The organism is Streptococcus xiaochunlingii (assembly GCF_006385805.1).
GTDB lineage: Bacteria > Bacillota > Bacilli > Lactobacillales > Streptococcaceae > Streptococcus > Streptococcus xiaochunlingii.
The window spans coordinates 1,206,685-1,223,877 of the sequence record NZ_VFSG01000001.1 but is presented as its reverse complement, the minus strand read 5'-3'; the positions used below and the strand labels follow the sequence as shown (position 1 = coordinate 1,223,877).

Here is a 17,193-nt window from a genome sequence, read left to right as displayed (position 1 = left end):
TTGCGTTATAATAGAATAGAAAGGGGGTCTTGTATGAAAGAAAAGGAATTAAGACGAACATTAGCGGTCTTTCCGATTGGTAGTGTTATGAAATTGACAGATTTAACAGCTCGTCAGATTCGTTACTACGAAGATCAACAACTCATTACTCCAGCTCGTACAGAGGGCAATCGTCGGATGTTTTCTCTCAACGATATGGATCGCCTGTTGGAGATTAAGGATTATTTGTCTGAAGGCCTTAATATTGCAGGAATAAAAAAACGGATTGCTGAGAAAGAAGCTCAACGTCAAGCTGCCAAGATTGTCAGTGAAAAGGATGTCCGCAAGGCCCTTCACCGTGACATTCTCCAGCAAAGTCGCTTTCATACAACCTCATCGCCATATGGTCAGTTACGCTGATCATTCTTTTTGCTAAATGCTATACTCATAAGGAGACACACATGTCAATTACTGTTGAAGATATTCGTCGCGAAGTCAAAGAAAAAAATGTAACCTTTATTCGGTTGATGTTCTCAGATATCTTAGGGACCATGAAGAACGTTGAAATTCCAGCGACAGATGAACAGTTGGAAAAGGTTCTCTCAAACAAGGCCATGTTTGATGGATCTTCTATTGAAGGGTTTGTTCGGATTAATGAGTCTGATATGTATCTCTATCCAGACTTGGACTCTTGGACTGTTTTCCCTTGGGGAGATGAGAACGGCAGTGTCGCAGGCTTGATTTGTGATGTCTATACAACAGAAGGGGAACCTTTTGCAGGAGACCCACGTGGGAACCTCAAACGTGCCCTTCGTCACATGGAAGAAGTTGGCTTCAAATCTTTCAACCTTGGACCAGAGCCAGAATTCTTCCTCTTTAAGCTCGATGAAAATGGGGATCCAACTCTTGAAGTGAATGACAAGGGTGGCTATTTTGACTTGGCGCCTACAGACCTTGCTGATAACACTCGCCGTGAGATTGTCAATGTCTTGACTCAAATGGGATTTGAAGTAGAAGCCAGTCACCACGAAGTGGCCGTAGGTCAGCATGAAATTGACTTTAAGTACGATGAAGTGCTTCGTGCTTGTGACAAGATTCAAATCTTTAAACTCGTTGTCAAAACCATTGCTCGCAAACATGGTTTGTATGCAACCTTTATGGCTAAGCCAAAATTTGGGATCGCTGGTTCCGGTATGCACTGCAATATGTCCTTGTTCGATGCGGAAGGAAACAATGCCTTCTTTGATCCAAATGATCCAAAAGGAATGCAGTTGTCAGAAACAGCTTATCACTTCCTTGGCGGTTTGATCAAGCACGCCTACAACTACACAGCGATCATGAACCCAACCGTTAACTCCTACAAACGTTTGGTTCCAGGTTATGAAGCACCTGTTTACATCGCTTGGGCTGGTCGCAACCGTTCACCATTGGTTCGTGTACCTGCTTCACGCGGTATGGGAACACGTTTGGAATTGCGCTCAGTGGACCCAATGGCCAACCCATATATTGCTATGGCTGTTCTCTTGGAAGTTGGTTTGCACGGTATTGAAAACAAAATCGAAGCACCAGCTCCTATCGAAGAAAACATCTACATCATGACTGCAGAAGAGCGGAAAGAAGCTGGAATCACTGACCTCCCATCTACCCTTCACAATGCTTTGAAAGCTTTGACCGAAGATGAAGTTGTTAAGGATGCTCTTGGCGAACATATCTATACCAGCTTCTTGGAAGCCAAACGGATCGAGTGGGCAAGCTACGCAACCTTTGTTTCACAATGGGAAATTGATAACTACTTGGACTTGTACTAAGCAAATTTATCCGAAAATGAGCTAGGTTTGATGACCTGGCTCATTTTTCATACAAAGAAAATGGATGGGACCGATAGGCCTCATCCATTCTTTTTACTTAATTTTCTTCATCTGGTGTCAAAATCATCGGGATGATGATAGGTTCACGTTCCGTGCTTTCGTAAAGGAAAGGACGAAGGGCGTTGACAATAGCACCGTGTACGGTTTGAATATTGGCATCTTTGTTCTTCAAGGCGATTCGAATTGCATTGAAGAGGATGCGTTGACTTTCACGGATTAGGTCACCGGACTCTCTCATATAGATGAAGCCACGGCTGAGGATATCCGGTCCAGCTAAAATCATCTTCGACTTGAAGTCAACTGTCGCAACAGCTAGGACAACCCCATCTTCTGATAAATCTTTGCGGTCACGAAGGACAGCAGCTCCGATTTCTCCGATGCGATTTCCGTCGACATAGATATCTTGGGCATTGAAACTTCCTGCGATACGAGCTGAGTTAGCCGTCAGGGCAAGAACATCTCCGTTGCTCATGATGAAGATGTTATCTTTCTCTACTCCACAATCACGCGCAAGTCCAGCGTGAATCTTCTGCATTCGGTACTCACCGTGGACAGGCATGAAGTATTTCGGTTTGATCAAGCGCAACATGAGCTTTTGTTCTTGTTGGCCACCGTGTCCAGAGGTATGGATGTTGTTGATCTTACCGTGGATGACATCGACACCCGCTTCGGAAATCGTATTGATCAATTTATTAACACTAGTTGTATTCCCAGGAATTGGACTAGATGAGAAGATAACGGTATCACCCGGTTGCAATTGCACCTGGCGGTGGGTTCCGTTAGCGATACGAGACAGTGCCGCCATAGGTTCCCCTTGGCTTCCTGTACACATAATGAGGATTTCATTTGCCGGGTAGTCTTTGATTTCACTTGGTTCAATAATGGTGCCAGGCGGTACCTTGATATAGCCAAGTTCAATTCCGTTGACAATGGCTTTTTCCATCGAGCGTCCAAAGACAACAATCTTGCGACCAGTTTTAACAGCGGCATCTGCAGCCTGTTGGAGACGGAAGATGTTAGATGCAAAGGAAGCGAAGATGATGCGTCCATGAATGCCTTCAATAATCTTCATAATGGATTGGCCAACGACTTTTTCAGAGTTGGTAAAGGTTGGGACTTCCGCGTTGGTTGAGTCAGAAAGCAGACAGAGGACGCCTTCCTCTCCTAGTGCAGCCATCCGGTGAAGGTCGGCCGGCTCCCCTACAGGTGTGAAGTCAAATTTAAAGTCTCCCGTGCAGACGATTTTTCCTTGAGGCGTATGAAGAACGATCCCCAAAGGTTCTGGAATAGAGTGAGTCGTCCGGAAGAAGGTCGCTTTAATATGCTTAAAGGTCAACTCCGTATTTTGGTTGATTTCATAGAGTTTGGCACCACGAAGGAGGCCATGCTCTTCTAATTTTCCACGAATAAGGGCTAGAGCCAAAGGTCCAGCATAGATTGGTACATTAGCTTGCTTCAAGAGGAAGGGAATTCCTCCGATATGGTCTTCGTGTCCGTGGGTAATCAAGACACCTTTGACACGGTCGATATTTTCAACGATATAGGAATAGTCAGGAATCACGTAATCAATCCCTAACAAATCATCTTCAGGGAACTTGATCCCAGCATCCACAATGATGATTTCGTCTTGGTATTCAATCCCATAGGTATTTTTACCGATTTCCCCGAGACCTCCAATGGCGAAAACACCAACTTCTTCAGGTTTTAAGGTATATGCCATGGATTAGAACTCCGTAATTTCAAATGCGCCAGACTCTTTTTCATATTCTAGGTGTTGGTCTGACAAGAGAGTGATAAATTCGATGTTGTAAGATGTATTTTCCTCAACAAGGCGACGAGCTTCAATGCGTCCTTCTAACTCATTCTTCGCATCAATATCGAGATAGAGGGCATGAGTCGTTTCACGACGAGGGTTGCGTTCTTTTGTTTCTTGGTAGAAAACTTTGTAAATCATTTCGTTTCGGTTCCTTTCACATGTTCGGACTGTAGCAGAAAAGAAACAGCTAGTAGCTAGCTGAGACACCTATTCTTGCTTTCTTTTGTCCTGATTCGATACAATTATTATTCATTATACCATAAATAGGCTCTAAGGAAAAGATGCAAGCGGGTTCTGAGAGCAGAAGGAAGCGCTTTTTTAGAAGGGATAGAGAGCAGGTGATTTCACAGTCTGGGGGTGCTTCCTCTACCGTTTGGCGCCTATTTGTAGTATAATATGAAGCAGACAACGAGGAGAAAACATGAAAGTATTAGCATTTGACACCTCCAGTAAGGCCCTATCCGTTGCCCTTTTGGAGGAAGAAAACCGATTAGCAGAGTTGACACTGACGATCAAGAAAAACCACAGCATTACCTTGATGCCTACCATTGAATTTTTAATGACTAGCATTGATTGGAAACCGACGGATTTGGACCGTATCGTAGTAGCAGAAGGGCCTGGATCTTATACTGGCTTACGGATCGCGGTAGCAACGGCTAAAACCCTAGCTCAAACGCTAAAGATTGACTTAGTAGGGGTGTCGAGCTTACTAGCCTTGGTACCAGAAGAGATAGAAGGTCTGGTAATTCCAGTCATGGATGCGCGCCGTAACCATGTCTATGCGGGCTTTTACCAAGAGGATCAGCTGGTCTACCCGGAGGCTCATCTTTCTTTTGAGGCCGTATTAGAAAGAGCAAAGGGAGCTGAGAAGGTGACCTTCCTTGGGGAAGTAGAAGCCTTTCGCGAGCAGATACAAGAGGCATTGCCGAGTGCTCAGATGGTAGAAACCCTACCGGATGCGGTACGGATTGGTCGACTAGGACTTACAAAAGAAGCTGTCTCCGTCCATGGTTTTGTCCCCAACTACCTCAAGCGGGTAGAAGCTGAAGAAAACTGGCTCAAGGACCATCAAGAGTCCGGTCAGTCCTACATTAAACGCCTATGATCCGTATCGAGAAGGAGGCGGGGCGATTCGATTTAGCCCCTCAGTTGGTAGAAATCTTAGACAATGTCTATGGACAAAGCCCCTGGACCTTGGAGCAAGTCCTAGCGGATATCGGTCAACCTCAAAATTGGTATGCCTTGGCCTACAGTGGGGAAGAATTGGTGGGCTTCTTGGCTATACAAGAAAACCTCTATGAGTTAGAAGTCGTCCAAATTGCTGTTCGAAAAGAGTGGCAAGGTCGCGGGATTGCTGGTCAGCTACTAGAAACTGTTCCTCAGGAGAAAGAGGTCTTTTTAGAGGTGAGAGAAGGAAACACTCCGGCTCGAACTCTCTATCAGAAACAAGGATTTAAAGAAATTGGTTGCCGGAAAGGGTATTATCATGCACCTACCGAAGACGCCATTATGATGAAAAGGGAAGCATATGAAGGATAGATATATTTTGGCATTTGAAACATCTTGTGATGAGACCAGTGTCGCCGTCTTAAAGAACGATACAGAGCTCTTGTCCAATGTCATTGCCAGCCAAATTGAAAGCCATAAACGCTTCGGGGGAGTGGTTCCAGAAGTTGCCAGTCGGCACCATGTCGAAGTCATTACGGCCTGTATTGAGGAAGCGCTAGAAGAAGCGGGAATTACAGAAGAAGAAGTTACAGCGGTTGCGGTAACTTACGGACCAGGTCTGGTTGGAGCTCTTTTGGTCGGTCTTGCTGCAGCCAAGGCCTTTGCATGGGCCCATGGGATTCCTTTGCTTCCTGTCAATCATATGGCTGGCCACTTGATGGCTGCTCAAAGCGTTGAGCCTTTAGAATTTCCGCTCTTGGCCTTGCTGGTCAGTGGAGGACACACTGAGTTGGTCTATGTCTCGGAGGCGGGTGATTATAAGATCGTTGGGGAAACACGTGATGATGCAGTGGGTGAAGCCTATGATAAGGTCGGCCGCGTCATGGGCTTGACCTATCCAGCCGGTCGTGAGATTGACGAGTTGGCACATAAGGGTCAGGATATCTACGATTTCCCACGCGCCATGATCAAGGAAGACAATCTGGAGTTCTCATTCTCAGGGCTCAAATCTGCCTTTATCAATCTCCACCACAATGCCGAGCAAAAAGGCGAGAGTCTGTCCAAGGAAGACCTATCGGCCTCCTTCCAAGCAGCGGTGATGGATATCTTGATGGCCAAGACCAAAAAAGCCCTAGAAAGATACCCTGTTAAGACCCTGGTGGTGGCGGGAGGAGTCGCGGCCAACCAAGGATTACGTGAATGCCTGGCTTCTGAGATCACAGATGTTAAGGTCATCATTCCTCCTCTGCGCCTCTGCGGGGACAATGCGGGGATGATTGCCTATGCCAGTGTCAGCGAATGGAATAAGGGAAATTTTGCTAGCTTAGACCTCAATGCTAAGCCTAGCCTTGCTTTTGCTCCGATAGAAGAGGACTTAGATTAGTTGAGAAACGAACATAAACGACGGGAGGACGATTCCCGTCCCTTTTTTTGTTATAATAGATAGCATCAAAAAAGAAAGGAGAAAGAGTGGAAAAGAATTTTCAGCAGGGGGTCAGGGATGCCCTTCCGACGGCCTTGGGTTATATCAGTATTGGCTTAGCCTGTGGTGTGGTGGCGTCGCCCTATCTCTCCCCTTTAGAAATGGGCTTGATGAGTCTCTTGGTTTACGCAGGGGCTTCTCAGTTTGCTATGATCTCTTTGATTGCCGTCCATTCGTCCCTCATGAATATTGCCTTAACCGTCTTTTTCATCAATTTGCGCAATATGCTTATGAGTCTGCATACCTCCCCTGATTTCAAGGAGGCTAGCCTGGTCCATAATATTGGAATTGGTAGTTTGTTGACAGATGAGAGTTACGGGGTTTATTTGAGTGAAAAATTGAAAAGTGACCGGATCACTGTTCCCTGGATGCATGGCAATAATGTGGTCGGTTATCTAGCCTGGGGATTATCAACCATTTTGGGGACAGCCCTAGGCTCCCTCTTGCCCAATCCTAGTGCCTTCGGCCTGGACTTCGCCTTAGTTGCCATGTTTATTGGGATTTTTGCAGGTCAGTTTCAAGGCATGCGTTTGACGGAGAAGATGGCTACCATGCTCCTTGTTTTAGGTGCAGTAGCCCTTAGCTTTTTCCTCTTGACCTTCTTTTTGACCCAATCCTTGGCCGTTTTAGTGGCTACTTTAACAGGTTGTTTCGTGGGGGTGATGTGCGATGCGCGTGAATAGTTGGATTTTCTTGGTTATTTTGACGTCCGCAGTGGTCACCTGGATTCCACGCATTTTGCCCTTCGTTTTGGTCAAATACCGGGGGTTGCCGGATCCAGTTCTGCGTTTTCTAAAGTACCTTCCCATTGCCATCATTTTTGCCCTAATCCTTTCCAGTCTGATAGAGGGGAAAGTAGGCCAGCTTCCTCAAGTTCGGTGGGTGGATCTGGTCGCAACCATTCCGACCATGATAGTAGCCTTTCGCTACAAAAACCTAATGGGTACGGTTCTATTCGGGATTGTCTTGGTTGCCCTCTTACGTTTGCTTGTCGCCTGAATCTCCTGAATTTTTAGATAGATTGCTATTTGTTACAAATATTACAAAAATATTTCAAAAACACTTGACATTGAGTAATATTGTAATATAATAGTTTTTATCAAATGAAGTGAGGGATCATCATGATGAAAAAATGGACAAGTTTAGCACTTTTAGGATTAACTTCTGCAAGCCTACTCGTAGCCTGTGGTTCAAAAAAAGAAGAGAACAAATCTTCTGCCAAAGAAGCACAAACGACGGTGAAGTCTAGTCAGAAAAAAGCAAAGGCAGCTTCTGGTAAGAAAGAGACAAAAGCTACTGAAACGGATGCGCAAGAAGGGGCACAAGCTGCTTCTCAAGACGCAGGAAACTCAGGTCAAACCGATGCAGGATCTGCTGTAGCAAGCACTAACAAGGCTACAGACTCGTCTCAAATGGTGCCAGAAGAGCTGGTAGGGACTTGGACGGGAACAACTGAAATTGCCAAAGATGTTCAAATGACCGTGGCTGCAGACGGTACGGTCACTACAACAGCGAACTTTTATCAAGCTGATTTGAATCCTGTTCGTACTGCAACAACGAAAGCCAAGGCAGTTCAAGCATCTGGTAATGTCTATTACTGGGAAACAGACGAACCTGGCGCTTTTGATGCCCTTCTTCCAGGGATTGCTGGACTTGGGGGAGCCAATATGAAGGTAAAACCCGGCTTCATCTTAGAAGAGGGCCATTATACACCGATTGTATTTGTAACAGGGCTTAATGAAGACTTTGATTATAGCAAATACAATGATTTCCGTGTTTCCCTTACAAAATAAAGAAAATCCACGAATCCCTAAGGAGTCGTGGATTTTGTTTTAGATAAATTGTGTAATAAAGACAATGAGGATGACGATTGGAATCACAAAGCGAAGCAAGAAAATCCAGAGCTTGAAGAAGAAGCGCTTGGTTTTCTCTTCTCCCACCTTGAGTTCTTCTTGGGCTAGGACTTGATCAAAGATATAGCCTGTAAATAGGGAGAGGCAGAGAGCTCCAAAAGGCATGAGGAGGTTGGAAACCAAAAAGTCCATACAATCAAAGAAGGATTTTCCAAAAAGGGTCCACTTGGAGAGTACTCCATAGGAAAGGGCAGACGGGATCCCAAAGACAAAGGTCAGAAGACCAATGATTTGGCTCAATTTAGCCCGCTGTTTGTTGTTTTGGTTGGTGACGTTCCCGACATTAATCTCTAACATGACGACGGATGAGGTAATGGTCGCAAAGAGGAAGAGAAGAAGGAAAAGCAGGTAGAAGAGGGTACCAAAAGGCATCTTGTCAAAGACTTGTGGCAGGACTACAAAGAGGAGTCCCGGTCCACTAGTAGAAGGGATTTGAAAGGCTGACATGGCTGGGAAGATCGCCAAGCCCGCCATGATAGAAACGGCGATATTCATGAAGACGACGGAAATCCCGGATTGGACCAGGTCAGTGTCCTTGTCCAAATAAGAAGCATAAGTCAACATGGCTGTCACCCCTAGCGAGAGAGCGAAAAACGATTGCCCCAAAGCGTAGAGCAGACCTTGGCTAGTCATCTTGGAGAAGTCTGGCTTGAGGAAATAGCTAACTCCCTCCCAAGCGCTAGGTAAGGTCAAGGAACGACCAATCATGACTAAGAAGATAATGAAGAGAAGTGGCATCATGAATTTTGAGGTCTTTTCAATCCCTTGTTCCACCCCCTTGGAAACAATCAAGACATTGAGGAGGATGAAGATGGCCTGGGCCCCAAGAGCCAACCAGGGATTTGAAATAATCTCCCCAAAGAGCTGGGTATAGTCACTAACTGAGAGAAGTTGGAATAACTCTCCCAAGGCGACTCCTAGATAAATCAGGATCCAGCCACCTATGACACTGTAGAAGGAGAGGAGGATAAACAGGGCAAAGGCACCGATCCAACCGATTCCATCATAAAGGCGACGGCCACCGAGTTTTCCAAAGGTTTTAATGGCAGAGACACCAGCTGCACGTCCTAGGGTAAATTCAGCCAGTAAGAGGGGGAAGCCGATAAGTAGAGTTGCTATCAAAAAAACAAGAAGGAAACTTCCGCCTCCATTAGCAGCGGTCATATAAGGGAACTTCCAAACAGCCCCAAGACCAATTGCAGAACCTGCAGAGGCTAGGATGAAGCCAATTTTGGAACCCCATTGAGATTTTTCCATTTAGATTCTCCATTTCTAGTTCAAATATAGGAAGAAAGCAAAGGCCAGCAAAGGCTCTTTCATAGACAAAAGAAAAAGGCTATTTAGTACGAACTAAATAGCCTTAAAACGCAAAGTGAAATCTTTTAGAAGATGACTCTTATGTTTGTTGCTGGATTTGTTCTAAAAATAATCCTAACATCTTTTGAAAAAGCTGTCAATAGTGGAGACTTCCGGCCACCCAACCGGTACAGAGGGCAGAAGTAATGTTAAATCCTCCTGTATGGGCATTGATATCCAAGACCTCCCCAGCAAAATGAAGACCGGGGACCAACTTACTTTCTAAGGTCTTGGGATTGATTTCCTTGAGGCTGACGCCACCTTTGGTTACAAAAGATTTGGCCAAGGACATCTTCCCTGTTACAGGGATTGGGAGTTCCTTTACTTTCGCTAGTACGGCATCGATTTCTTTAGGAGAGAGTTGCTTCACCTTTTCGGGAAAATCCTGGGCAAAGAATTCCGCCAGGCGTTCTGGCAGGTGGGCCTTCAGAACATTCTTTAAGGACTTCTCACGATTTTCCTCTAGGATTGCAGTGAGTTCTTCCTTAGAATAGTGAGGGAGACTATCCAGTGTCAGGATCTCTCCACCCTTGACAAAGCTTGACATCCGAAGGGCAGCCGGGCCAGACAGGCCAAAGTGGGTAAAGAGGAGGTCATGGGTAATGTGGTGTTTGCCATAGTGGAGGGTCACATCGTCTAAGGAAATCCCTTGAAGGGCCTTGTGGGGGAAATCTGTCAGGAGGGGGCTTTCAGCAGCTTCTAGTTCCGTGATAGTGTGCTTAAAGTGACGGGCGATATCGTGGCCAAAGCCGGTAGAGCCCGTCGAAGGGTAGGACTTTCCACCAGTTGTCACAATCAAGCGGTCCGCAGTCCAGGTCTCATCTTTGGATTTGATGACGAATTGTCCATCGATTTTCTTCACAGACGTTACCTCTACCTGGCAGCGGACTTGACCGCCGAGCTCGGCAATCTTATCTGTCAGAGCTTGAATAATTGTTTGGGAACGATCTGAAGCTGGAAAGACTCGACCATGGTCTTCGACCTTGAGCTTGACCCCGTTTTCTGTGAAGAAGCGGATGATATCATGATTGTCAAATTGAGAAAAGACACTGTAAAGGAAACGTCCGTTTCCTGGAATGCCTGCTAGGAGATCGTCCAGGCTTCCATTGTTGGTCACATTGCACCGGCCTCCACCAGTCCCAGCTAGTTTTTTCCCTAGTTTGCGGTTCTTTTCCAAGAGGAGGGTTGCTTGCCCGTAGAAGGCGCTGGAGATGGTGGCCATCATACCAGCAGGGCCTCCTCCGATGACAATGGTATCGTAGTGGTTCATAAGGTCTCCTTTTTCTCGTCTCGTTTTATTTCCAGTTCATTGTAACATAAAAAATGGACCCTGTCCCCAGGCTCCACTTTTTATGAGTTAATTGTCTTCGTCTGGATTTTGACGGAGGTGGATGGAATAACGCTTAGGTGGGTAAATGCCGATTTCAGGACCCCAGCGTGGGAAGAGTTGATTGGTTTTCTTCCCAGCAGCGTACTTGGCTTCTGCCGCCATTTCCCAGAGCTCTTCGTAGAGATCACCGAGCAAGAAGTCGAGCTCTTGATAATAGAGGTCTGGCTTTCCGTAGTCACTAAGGCTTAGTTCCATCAAACCATAGACTTGTAGCTTATGGTCCATGAGTCTTCGTCCGTCCACCTTGTTAGAGTGGACGATGATGCGTCCGAAGGGATCATTTCTTCGGATGCGTTCGAGCTCTTTGTAGGCGTTGATTCCAGAATTTCCTTGACAGGAGAAGAAGTAAATGTTTTTCAAGTCATAGTCGATATAGGATATATTTCCATTATAGACCAGCTTGACTGGTAGATTACGAACCCGTTTTTTCTCTAGATAGTTGTTAATATGTTCGACCAACATCTTAGAGGGATAATTGTATTCAATGACATAGATCATAGTTTCTTTCCTTTGCTGTTGAGTAAATAACTGAGCTATCTTTCAGTTACGAATAGTATACAAGCTTTTGAAGTCAGATAGGGGGAAAAATCTATTTGGTTCATTTTTGAAGCTATTCGGTTCATTTTGGAGGAGTAAAGGAGAAAAAATCGCTAAAGGAATACGAAGAAAATGGGGAAGTGGGGACGAAGAAGAGCATCTTTTTTTGAAAATGCAAAGAAAATTTACCGAAATCTTTCATTTGTGCTATAATCAAGGGGAAGTGACGTCATGGAAAGAAGGATATCATGAGTTTAGAACAGTTAGAGCGGAAATCGCTCCAAGAAATCAATCAATCTGTCAAGGTTCCCAAGGGAACTTCTTTTTGGAGGACCTTATTATTGTTTTCAGGTCCGGGGAGCCTAGTAGCAGTGGGCTACATGGATCCTGGAAACTGGATCACCAGCGTTGTTGGAGGGGCTCACTATCGTTACTTGCTCTTGTCGGTGGTTCTCTTGTCTTCCTTGATTGCCATGCAATTGCAACAGATGGCTGGGAAACTAGGGATTGTCCATCGGAAAGATTTGGCCCAGACAACAGCGACGCATTTGCCCAAGTGGCTCCGCTATATTCTCTGGATAGTGATTGAATTAGCCTTGATGGCGACAGATTTAGCAGAAGTCATTGGTTCAGGGATTGCACTCCATTTGCTATTCGGATGGCCTTTGCTCTTTTCTATTTTGGTCACCATCCTGGATGTCTTCCTCCTCCTTGGACTCATGCACTTAGGTTTTCGTAAGATTGAGGCTATTGTCTCCACCTTAATATTGACCATTCTGGGGATTTTTATCTACCTTGTGGTCCTATCAAAACCAGATATAGGTGGCATTTTTGCTGGCTTTCTTCCTCAGAAAGAAATTGTAGGTATTGGTCTCCCCAAGGGATCACAAGCCTTGACGCTGGCCTTGGGGATTATTGGTGCAACCGTCATGCCCCATAATCTCTATTTGCATTCCTCCATTTCACAGACACGCAAGGTTGATTATGAGGATCCTGCAGATGTTCGTCGGGCTGTGCGTTTCATGACCTGGGACTCTAATATTGAATTGACCCTGGCTTTTGTTGTCAACTCACTCTTGCTGATTCTCGGAGCGGCCCTCTTTTTTGGACATGCAGAAGAAATTGGAGCCTTCTCTAGTATGTATGATGCCTTGCAAAACAATGCCATTGCAGGAGCTATTGCAAGTCCTTTTCTGTCCACTTTGTTTGCTGTTGCTTTGTTAGCAAGTGGTCAGAATTCAACAATTACAGGCACTCTGACGGGTCAAATTGTCATGGAAGGTTTCCTTAGATTCCGCCTTCCTCAATGGCTTGTCCGCCTCTTTACACGGATGTTGGCCCTCACTCCTGTCCTGATTGTCGCCTTTCTCTTTGGAGACCAGGAAAGTGTTCTAGATGATTTGTTGGTCTATTCTCAAGTCTTCTTGTCTCTGGCTCTACCATTTTCAATTTTTCCCTTGGTTTACTTTACCTCCAATAAAAAAATCATGGGAGAATTTGTCAATGCAAAATGGAATACCTACTTAGCTTACGGAGTCGCTACTCTTCTGACTCTTTTAAACGTCCAACTCATTGTGACGACGCTCTTTAAATAAAAAATCAGCTTTGTCGGACAAGGAAAACATGCTATAATAGAAGGGAAGTTCCCATCTAGCTAGAAAATGGGCAAAAGTGGGCAGTAAAAACTAAGAAACAGGGTCTAAACCCTTGATACGAAAGGAATCTAGAAAATCTTATGATGAATATGCAAAATATGATGAAGCAAGCACAAAAGCTTCAGAAACAAATGGAACAAAGTCAGGCAGAATTGGCTGCTTCTCAATTTGTTGGTAAGTCTGCTCAGGACTTGGTCGTCGCTACCTTGACAGGTGATAAAAAGGTGGTATCCATCGAATTTAACCCGGCAGTCGTGGACCCAGAAGATACAGAAACTCTTTCTGATATGACTGTTCAAGCTATCAATGCAGCCATCGAAGAAATTGATGCAGCAACCAAGAAAAAATTGGGAGCTTTTGCTGGTAAATTACCATTCTAAGCATACAGAGAAAACCTCTATCATCGATAGAGGTTTTTTAGTCGTTAAAAAAATTGGAGAGGTCCAATCCACCAAAAGGAGAGGTAGAAAAGGATTCTTGTTCGGTTAGGAGTTGCCGGGCCCGGTCTGATTCGAGAAAGGCTTCATAAACGATGGCAGTCATCCGGGCATCTTCTAGACTATCATGCGATTTTCCAGCTACTCCTAAAAACTGAGCAACTGTATGGAGCTGCAAGTTTTTGATCCCATGGAGGTCAGAAGGCCGGCGTTTAGAAGCTTCCTCAAAGACATCAACAGCGTATTGGTCTGTGAACTCCAGCCCATTTTCCGCTAGGATAGGGAGGTCACTCTTAATGGCATTGTATCCAATGAGGGGGCTATCTGCAACAAAATCTCGAAACTCCGCTAGAACTTGCTCGAGTGGGGGAGCTTGGAGGATTTTATCAGATGTGATCCCGGTGAGGCCATTGATAAAGCTCTTTAGTGGTTTATCCGTATAGGCATAGGAATCATAGTGGGCAACTTCTTGGCCATCTGCAAAGCGGACAGCAGAAACTTGGATAATGTGGTACTTTCCTTCAAATTGATTAAATTCTAAATCAAAGGAGACATAGTGGCTTAATTCTTTCAAGGGAACTCCTTCATCTAATGGGTGTTTTTGGATTTTCTAATTGTTGAGGGGAGGAAAAGGCATAGAAAAAACTGACCGAAGTCAGTTTTTAGCGACCAAAGACGCGTCTCCAGAAGCCTTTACTCTCTTGTTCTTGAACCTTTTCATTGGCTTGATCTAATTCCAATTTCAATGTTTCGCGGTCATTCATAGCCTGAAGGGTTAGCTGTTGTTGTTGGTCGAGCTGTTTGTCTTTTTCAGCGATCTGAACATCTTTGACACGCAACTGCTCATCCTTTTTAGCTAATTGCTCATCTTTGGATTTTAGCTGGTCGTCTTTTGCTTTTAGTTGTTCGTAGAGACGAACGATCTCGGCATTTTTTTCATCTACCAAAATTTCCATCAATTCACGCTGTTTCACATCATCGCTGACTGGTTCGTCTTCAAAGATGGTTTTTTTGTAGATCTCTTCTAGCTTGATCAAGCCACTACGGGTTACGACGGTAACTCCCTTATCATTTTTTTCTGTATCTTCAGGATCTAGGGCCTTGACACGGTTGTTGACCGCTTGGCGACTAACTCCTAGAATTTCAGCAATTTCGCTGACTGTTTTTTCGATAGCCATAATATCCTCTAAACTCTTTTTCTATGAAATACTCTCTTAGATATTATCATAAGTAGGCAAGGCTGTCAAATCAAGCAAGGGAAGGGACGACAAGGAAAAAGCATGAAATTCCTTAATCCATCTTAGGAAGGGTTAAGCTCGAGTTGGCCAGATCAATAGTGAGTTGGTAGTCCGTTTGGTCGCGAACAGTGATCTCGAAGTCGGTTGTATAAAGGACGAGACGAAGAGTGGTCCCTTTCTCCAGTTTGTAGATGGTTGGTTGGAGTTCAAAGTCGAATTCCATCCATTCTCCTGGTGTTACGGGCTCAACCTCTAAGAGGTCATGACGGTTTTGGAGGTTAAGACACCCCTTTGTAATCACTCGTTGGCCGGCTTCCTTAAATGGCAATTCAGTCAAGTTGTCCAGCATATGGTAACGACCGTTATCCAGTGTACGGACGGATAGGACAGCTGGATAGGGTTGGAGATATTTCTTGCTTCCTAGCTCCATGAGTTGGACTGAGAGCAAGCCCTTGTCAGTGCTAGATTGGAGCCGCAGGTGAAGGTGAGCTTTTCCGTTGAGGTGTAGGTCTTCTGCAATCGGAAGATCGATGGTCACTTGTTGCGCCTTATCCTGGTAGAGGTCCGTTAGGAAAGTTGGATAGGCCTTGCCATAGCGCTCATAGTCTTCTGTCGCATAGCGGTTTTGGATAACTTTCTCACCATCTCCGAGCGAGAAGGTGCGCTGGGCTGTTTGATTGCCAAAGTCTTCCAAGGAGGTCCAACTTTGTTCTCCTGTATTGTCCTGCCAGATGACGGTTGGCAATTCATAACTTGAATCATAGCCCAGTAATTTTTTAGAAAGGAGGGCGTTCATGCTCTCACGGAAGTCAATGGACTGCCAGTTGTTGAGATAGACATGGGCACCATTGTGGTAGAAGAGGTGTTTCTTGATGTTGGCTGGAAGGGCTTGGAACATTTGGTATACATGGAGGGGCTTCACGTTCCAGTCTTGGGAACCATGGGTGAAGACGACCTCTGCCTTGACTTTGTCTGCCTGAAGGAGATAGTTGCGGTCATGCCAGAATTGGTTGTAGTCCCCTGTTTTGCGATCTATTTGCTCTTTAAGCCGTTCCAAATCCGCTAGATGGGCTGCATGGTGGCGGAGATAGTCTCCAGCCCGAAGGGCGCGTGAATAGGTCAACTCAGCGAGTGAATCAAAATCCTCTCCAGGATAGCCACCAGGACTCGTCACGAGTCCGTTTTCCCGATAGTAGTTGTACCAAGAGGAGATACCGGCTTCAGCAATGATGACTTCTAGGCCATCGACACCTGTGGTAGCCAGTCCATTGGACATGGTCCCTAGGTAGGACAAGCCTGTCGTAGCAACTTTGCCGTTGGACCAATCGGCCTTGATTTGGCGTTGGCGACTGTGGTCTGTGAAGGCACGACAGCGTCCGTTGAGCCAGTCGATGACATTTTTATAGGCCTCGATTTGACGGTAATCCCCGTTGGTCATCAAGCCTTGGGAATCCTTGGTTCCAAGACCGGAGACGTAGAGATTGGCAAAGCCACGAGCGAGCAGGTAGTCATTGAGAGTATAACTGCTGTTGATATGAGTGAGGGTTTCTTCAGCCTCAGAGACTAGTTGAGCTGAACCGACAGGATCCACCAATTCTAATTGAGGTTCTTCTACTTGAATGGTATGAGGTTCTTTGACCTCGAGGTCCACATTCATATTATAGAGTGCCTTGTCACTAGCCTTGTCATTGGTTCCTTGGTGATAAGGGCTGGCAGTCATGACGGCTGGGATTTTTCCTTCATAGCGAGGGCGAATAATATTGACCTTGACCAAATCTGGAAGGCCATCTTGGTCGCTATCAATCCGACTTTCCACATAGACCACCTCACGAATCACATTATGGCAGTTAAAGGTAGCTAGACTTTTTCCGTTGAAAAAGTGGTAGCGATTGTCTTCAAGAATCAAGCCATCGCTGACCAACTGCTCAATTAGTAAATTCCCTTTGACTGTTCGAGTATTGAGGAGGTGGTAGAGGTTTTCGACCAAGTTTCCATACTCAATCGGAAATTGGACTTCTTTCAAGAAACTGTCCGTATCTTCAAAGTCAATAAAATAGCGGAAACCGAGCAACTGGAGAGCTACTGTGTAAAAAATCTCCGGCGACCATTCGCGGTCTGATTGGAAATAGCTCAGGAGATCTGTTTCAGCATTCACTACGAGGTTAGAGAGGGGATAGTCTGTGTTTTTATAGGTGAAGTAAACCTTGCGAACAAACCCTTCAAACAGTTCTTTTTCCGAGAGGTGAGTAGGAAGGTCAAACCCGATTTCTTTCAGTTCCTTTAGAATGTCTGCTTGGTCGACTGGTAGATAGCTATATTGATTGAATTTCATAGGATGCTCCTTTTATCAGCTT

18 protein-coding genes are annotated in these 17,193 nt (G+C 45.3%); 10 read left to right on the top strand and 8 right to left on the bottom strand.

Features of this window, described 5'->3' with window-relative positions; all coding sequences use genetic code 11:
- The first annotated feature begins 33 nt into the window (after positions 1-33).
- On the top strand, positions 34-399 hold the full coding sequence (locus FJR71_RS06240) for a MerR family transcriptional regulator (protein WP_061564425.1): 366 nt from the start codon (positions 34-36) through the stop codon (positions 397-399).
- Positions 400-440: 41 nt separating this feature from the next.
- Positions 441-1,787: a type I glutamate--ammonia ligase gene (gene glnA / locus FJR71_RS06235; RefSeq protein WP_006595535.1), complete on the top strand. Its 1,347-nt coding sequence runs from the start codon at positions 441-443 to the stop codon at positions 1,785-1,787.
- 97 nt (positions 1,788-1,884) lie between these two features.
- Here glnA and rnjA read toward each other — a convergent pair whose 3' ends face one another.
- A complete protein-coding gene (rnjA, locus tag FJR71_RS06230) occupies positions 1,885-3,567 on the bottom strand; it encodes a ribonuclease J1 (RefSeq protein ID WP_023024486.1) in 1,683 nt (560 codons plus the stop codon).
- A 3-nt stretch (positions 3,568-3,570) separates the two neighbouring features.
- A complete protein-coding gene (locus FJR71_RS06225; RefSeq protein WP_006595537.1) occupies positions 3,571-3,801 on the bottom strand; it encodes a DNA-dependent RNA polymerase subunit epsilon in 231 nt (76 codons plus the stop codon).
- A 283-nt stretch (positions 3,802-4,084) separates the two neighbouring features.
- Between FJR71_RS06225 and tsaB the strand changes: the two genes are divergently transcribed.
- The 6 genes from tsaB to FJR71_RS06195 all read left to right on the top strand — a co-directional run bounded on the left by tsaB (position 4,085) and on the right by FJR71_RS06195 (position 8,106).
- Positions 4,085-4,768, top strand: coding sequence for a tRNA (adenosine(37)-N6)-threonylcarbamoyltransferase complex dimerization subunit type 1 TsaB (tsaB, locus tag FJR71_RS06220; protein WP_048690841.1), 684 nt, complete (start codon positions 4,085-4,087; stop codon positions 4,766-4,768).
- A complete protein-coding gene (rimI, locus tag FJR71_RS06215) occupies positions 4,765-5,202 on the top strand; it encodes a ribosomal protein S18-alanine N-acetyltransferase (protein ID WP_140814345.1) in 438 nt (145 codons plus the stop codon). The genes tsaB and rimI overlap by 4 nt, the downstream gene beginning before the upstream one ends.
- The gene (gene tsaD, locus FJR71_RS06210) at positions 5,192-6,214 is read left to right on the top strand and encodes a tRNA (adenosine(37)-N6)-threonylcarbamoyltransferase complex transferase subunit TsaD (protein WP_048690837.1); all 1,023 of its coding nucleotides are present in this window, start codon (positions 5,192-5,194) and stop codon (positions 6,212-6,214) included. The genes rimI and tsaD overlap by 11 nt, the downstream gene beginning before the upstream one ends.
- An 86-nt stretch (positions 6,215-6,300) precedes the next feature.
- Positions 6,301-6,996 (top strand): AzlC family ABC transporter permease, encoded by a 696-nt coding sequence (locus tag FJR71_RS06205; protein ID WP_048690835.1) that lies wholly within the window; start codon positions 6,301-6,303, stop codon positions 6,994-6,996.
- The gene (locus FJR71_RS06200; protein ID WP_048690834.1) at positions 6,983-7,312 is read left to right on the top strand and encodes an AzlD domain-containing protein; all 330 of its coding nucleotides are present in this window, start codon (positions 6,983-6,985) and stop codon (positions 7,310-7,312) included. The genes FJR71_RS06205 and FJR71_RS06200 overlap by 14 nt, the downstream gene beginning before the upstream one ends.
- Before the next feature lie 122 nt (positions 7,313-7,434).
- On the top strand, positions 7,435-8,106 hold the full coding sequence (locus FJR71_RS06195; protein ID WP_414280969.1) for a hypothetical protein: 672 nt from the start codon (positions 7,435-7,437) through the stop codon (positions 8,104-8,106).
- Between the two features lie 39 nt (positions 8,107-8,145).
- On the opposite strand, the gene FJR71_RS06190 is transcribed toward FJR71_RS06195, so the two are convergent.
- The 3 genes from FJR71_RS06190 to FJR71_RS06180 form a co-directional block, all read right to left on the bottom strand.
- Positions 8,146-9,483 carry a sodium-dependent transporter gene (locus FJR71_RS06190; protein ID WP_140814344.1) on the bottom strand — a complete coding sequence of 446 codons (1,338 nt, stop codon included), beginning with the start codon at positions 9,481-9,483 and terminating at the stop codon, positions 8,146-8,148.
- A 196-nt stretch (positions 9,484-9,679) separates the two neighbouring features.
- Entirely contained in the window at positions 9,680-10,852 is a 1,173-nt protein-coding gene (gene aao / locus FJR71_RS06185) for an aminoacetone oxidase (RefSeq protein ID WP_140814343.1), read from the bottom strand.
- A gap of 87 nt (positions 10,853-10,939) precedes the next feature.
- Positions 10,940-11,470 carry a hypothetical protein gene (locus tag FJR71_RS06180; RefSeq protein ID WP_006595548.1) on the bottom strand — a complete coding sequence of 177 codons (531 nt, stop codon included), beginning with the start codon at positions 11,468-11,470 and terminating at the stop codon, positions 10,940-10,942.
- A 287-nt stretch (positions 11,471-11,757) separates the two neighbouring features.
- On the opposite strand from FJR71_RS06180, the gene FJR71_RS06175 reads away from it, so the two are divergent.
- On the top strand, positions 11,758-13,104 hold the full coding sequence (locus tag FJR71_RS06175) for an Nramp family divalent metal transporter (protein WP_140814342.1): 1,347 nt from the start codon (positions 11,758-11,760) through the stop codon (positions 13,102-13,104).
- A 140-nt stretch (positions 13,105-13,244) separates the two neighbouring features.
- On the top strand, positions 13,245-13,544 hold the full coding sequence (locus FJR71_RS06170) for a YbaB/EbfC family nucleoid-associated protein (RefSeq protein ID WP_048690824.1): 300 nt from the start codon (positions 13,245-13,247) through the stop codon (positions 13,542-13,544).
- A 37-nt stretch (positions 13,545-13,581) separates the two neighbouring features.
- Here the strand turns inward: FJR71_RS06170 and FJR71_RS06165 are convergent, their stop codons facing one another.
- From FJR71_RS06165 to FJR71_RS06155, 3 genes are all read right to left on the bottom strand, one after another.
- Positions 13,582-14,175, bottom strand: coding sequence for a 3'-5' exonuclease (locus FJR71_RS06165; protein ID WP_140814341.1), 594 nt, complete (start codon positions 14,173-14,175; stop codon positions 13,582-13,584).
- An 88-nt stretch (positions 14,176-14,263) separates the two neighbouring features.
- Positions 14,264-14,779, bottom strand: coding sequence for a DUF536 domain-containing protein (locus FJR71_RS06160; RefSeq protein ID WP_048690819.1), 516 nt, complete (start codon positions 14,777-14,779; stop codon positions 14,264-14,266).
- 112 nt (positions 14,780-14,891) lie between these two features.
- Positions 14,892-17,171 (bottom strand): Xaa-Pro dipeptidyl-peptidase, encoded by a 2,280-nt coding sequence (locus FJR71_RS06155; RefSeq protein WP_140814340.1) that lies wholly within the window; start codon positions 17,169-17,171, stop codon positions 14,892-14,894.
- Positions 17,172-17,193: the final 22 nt, after the last annotated feature.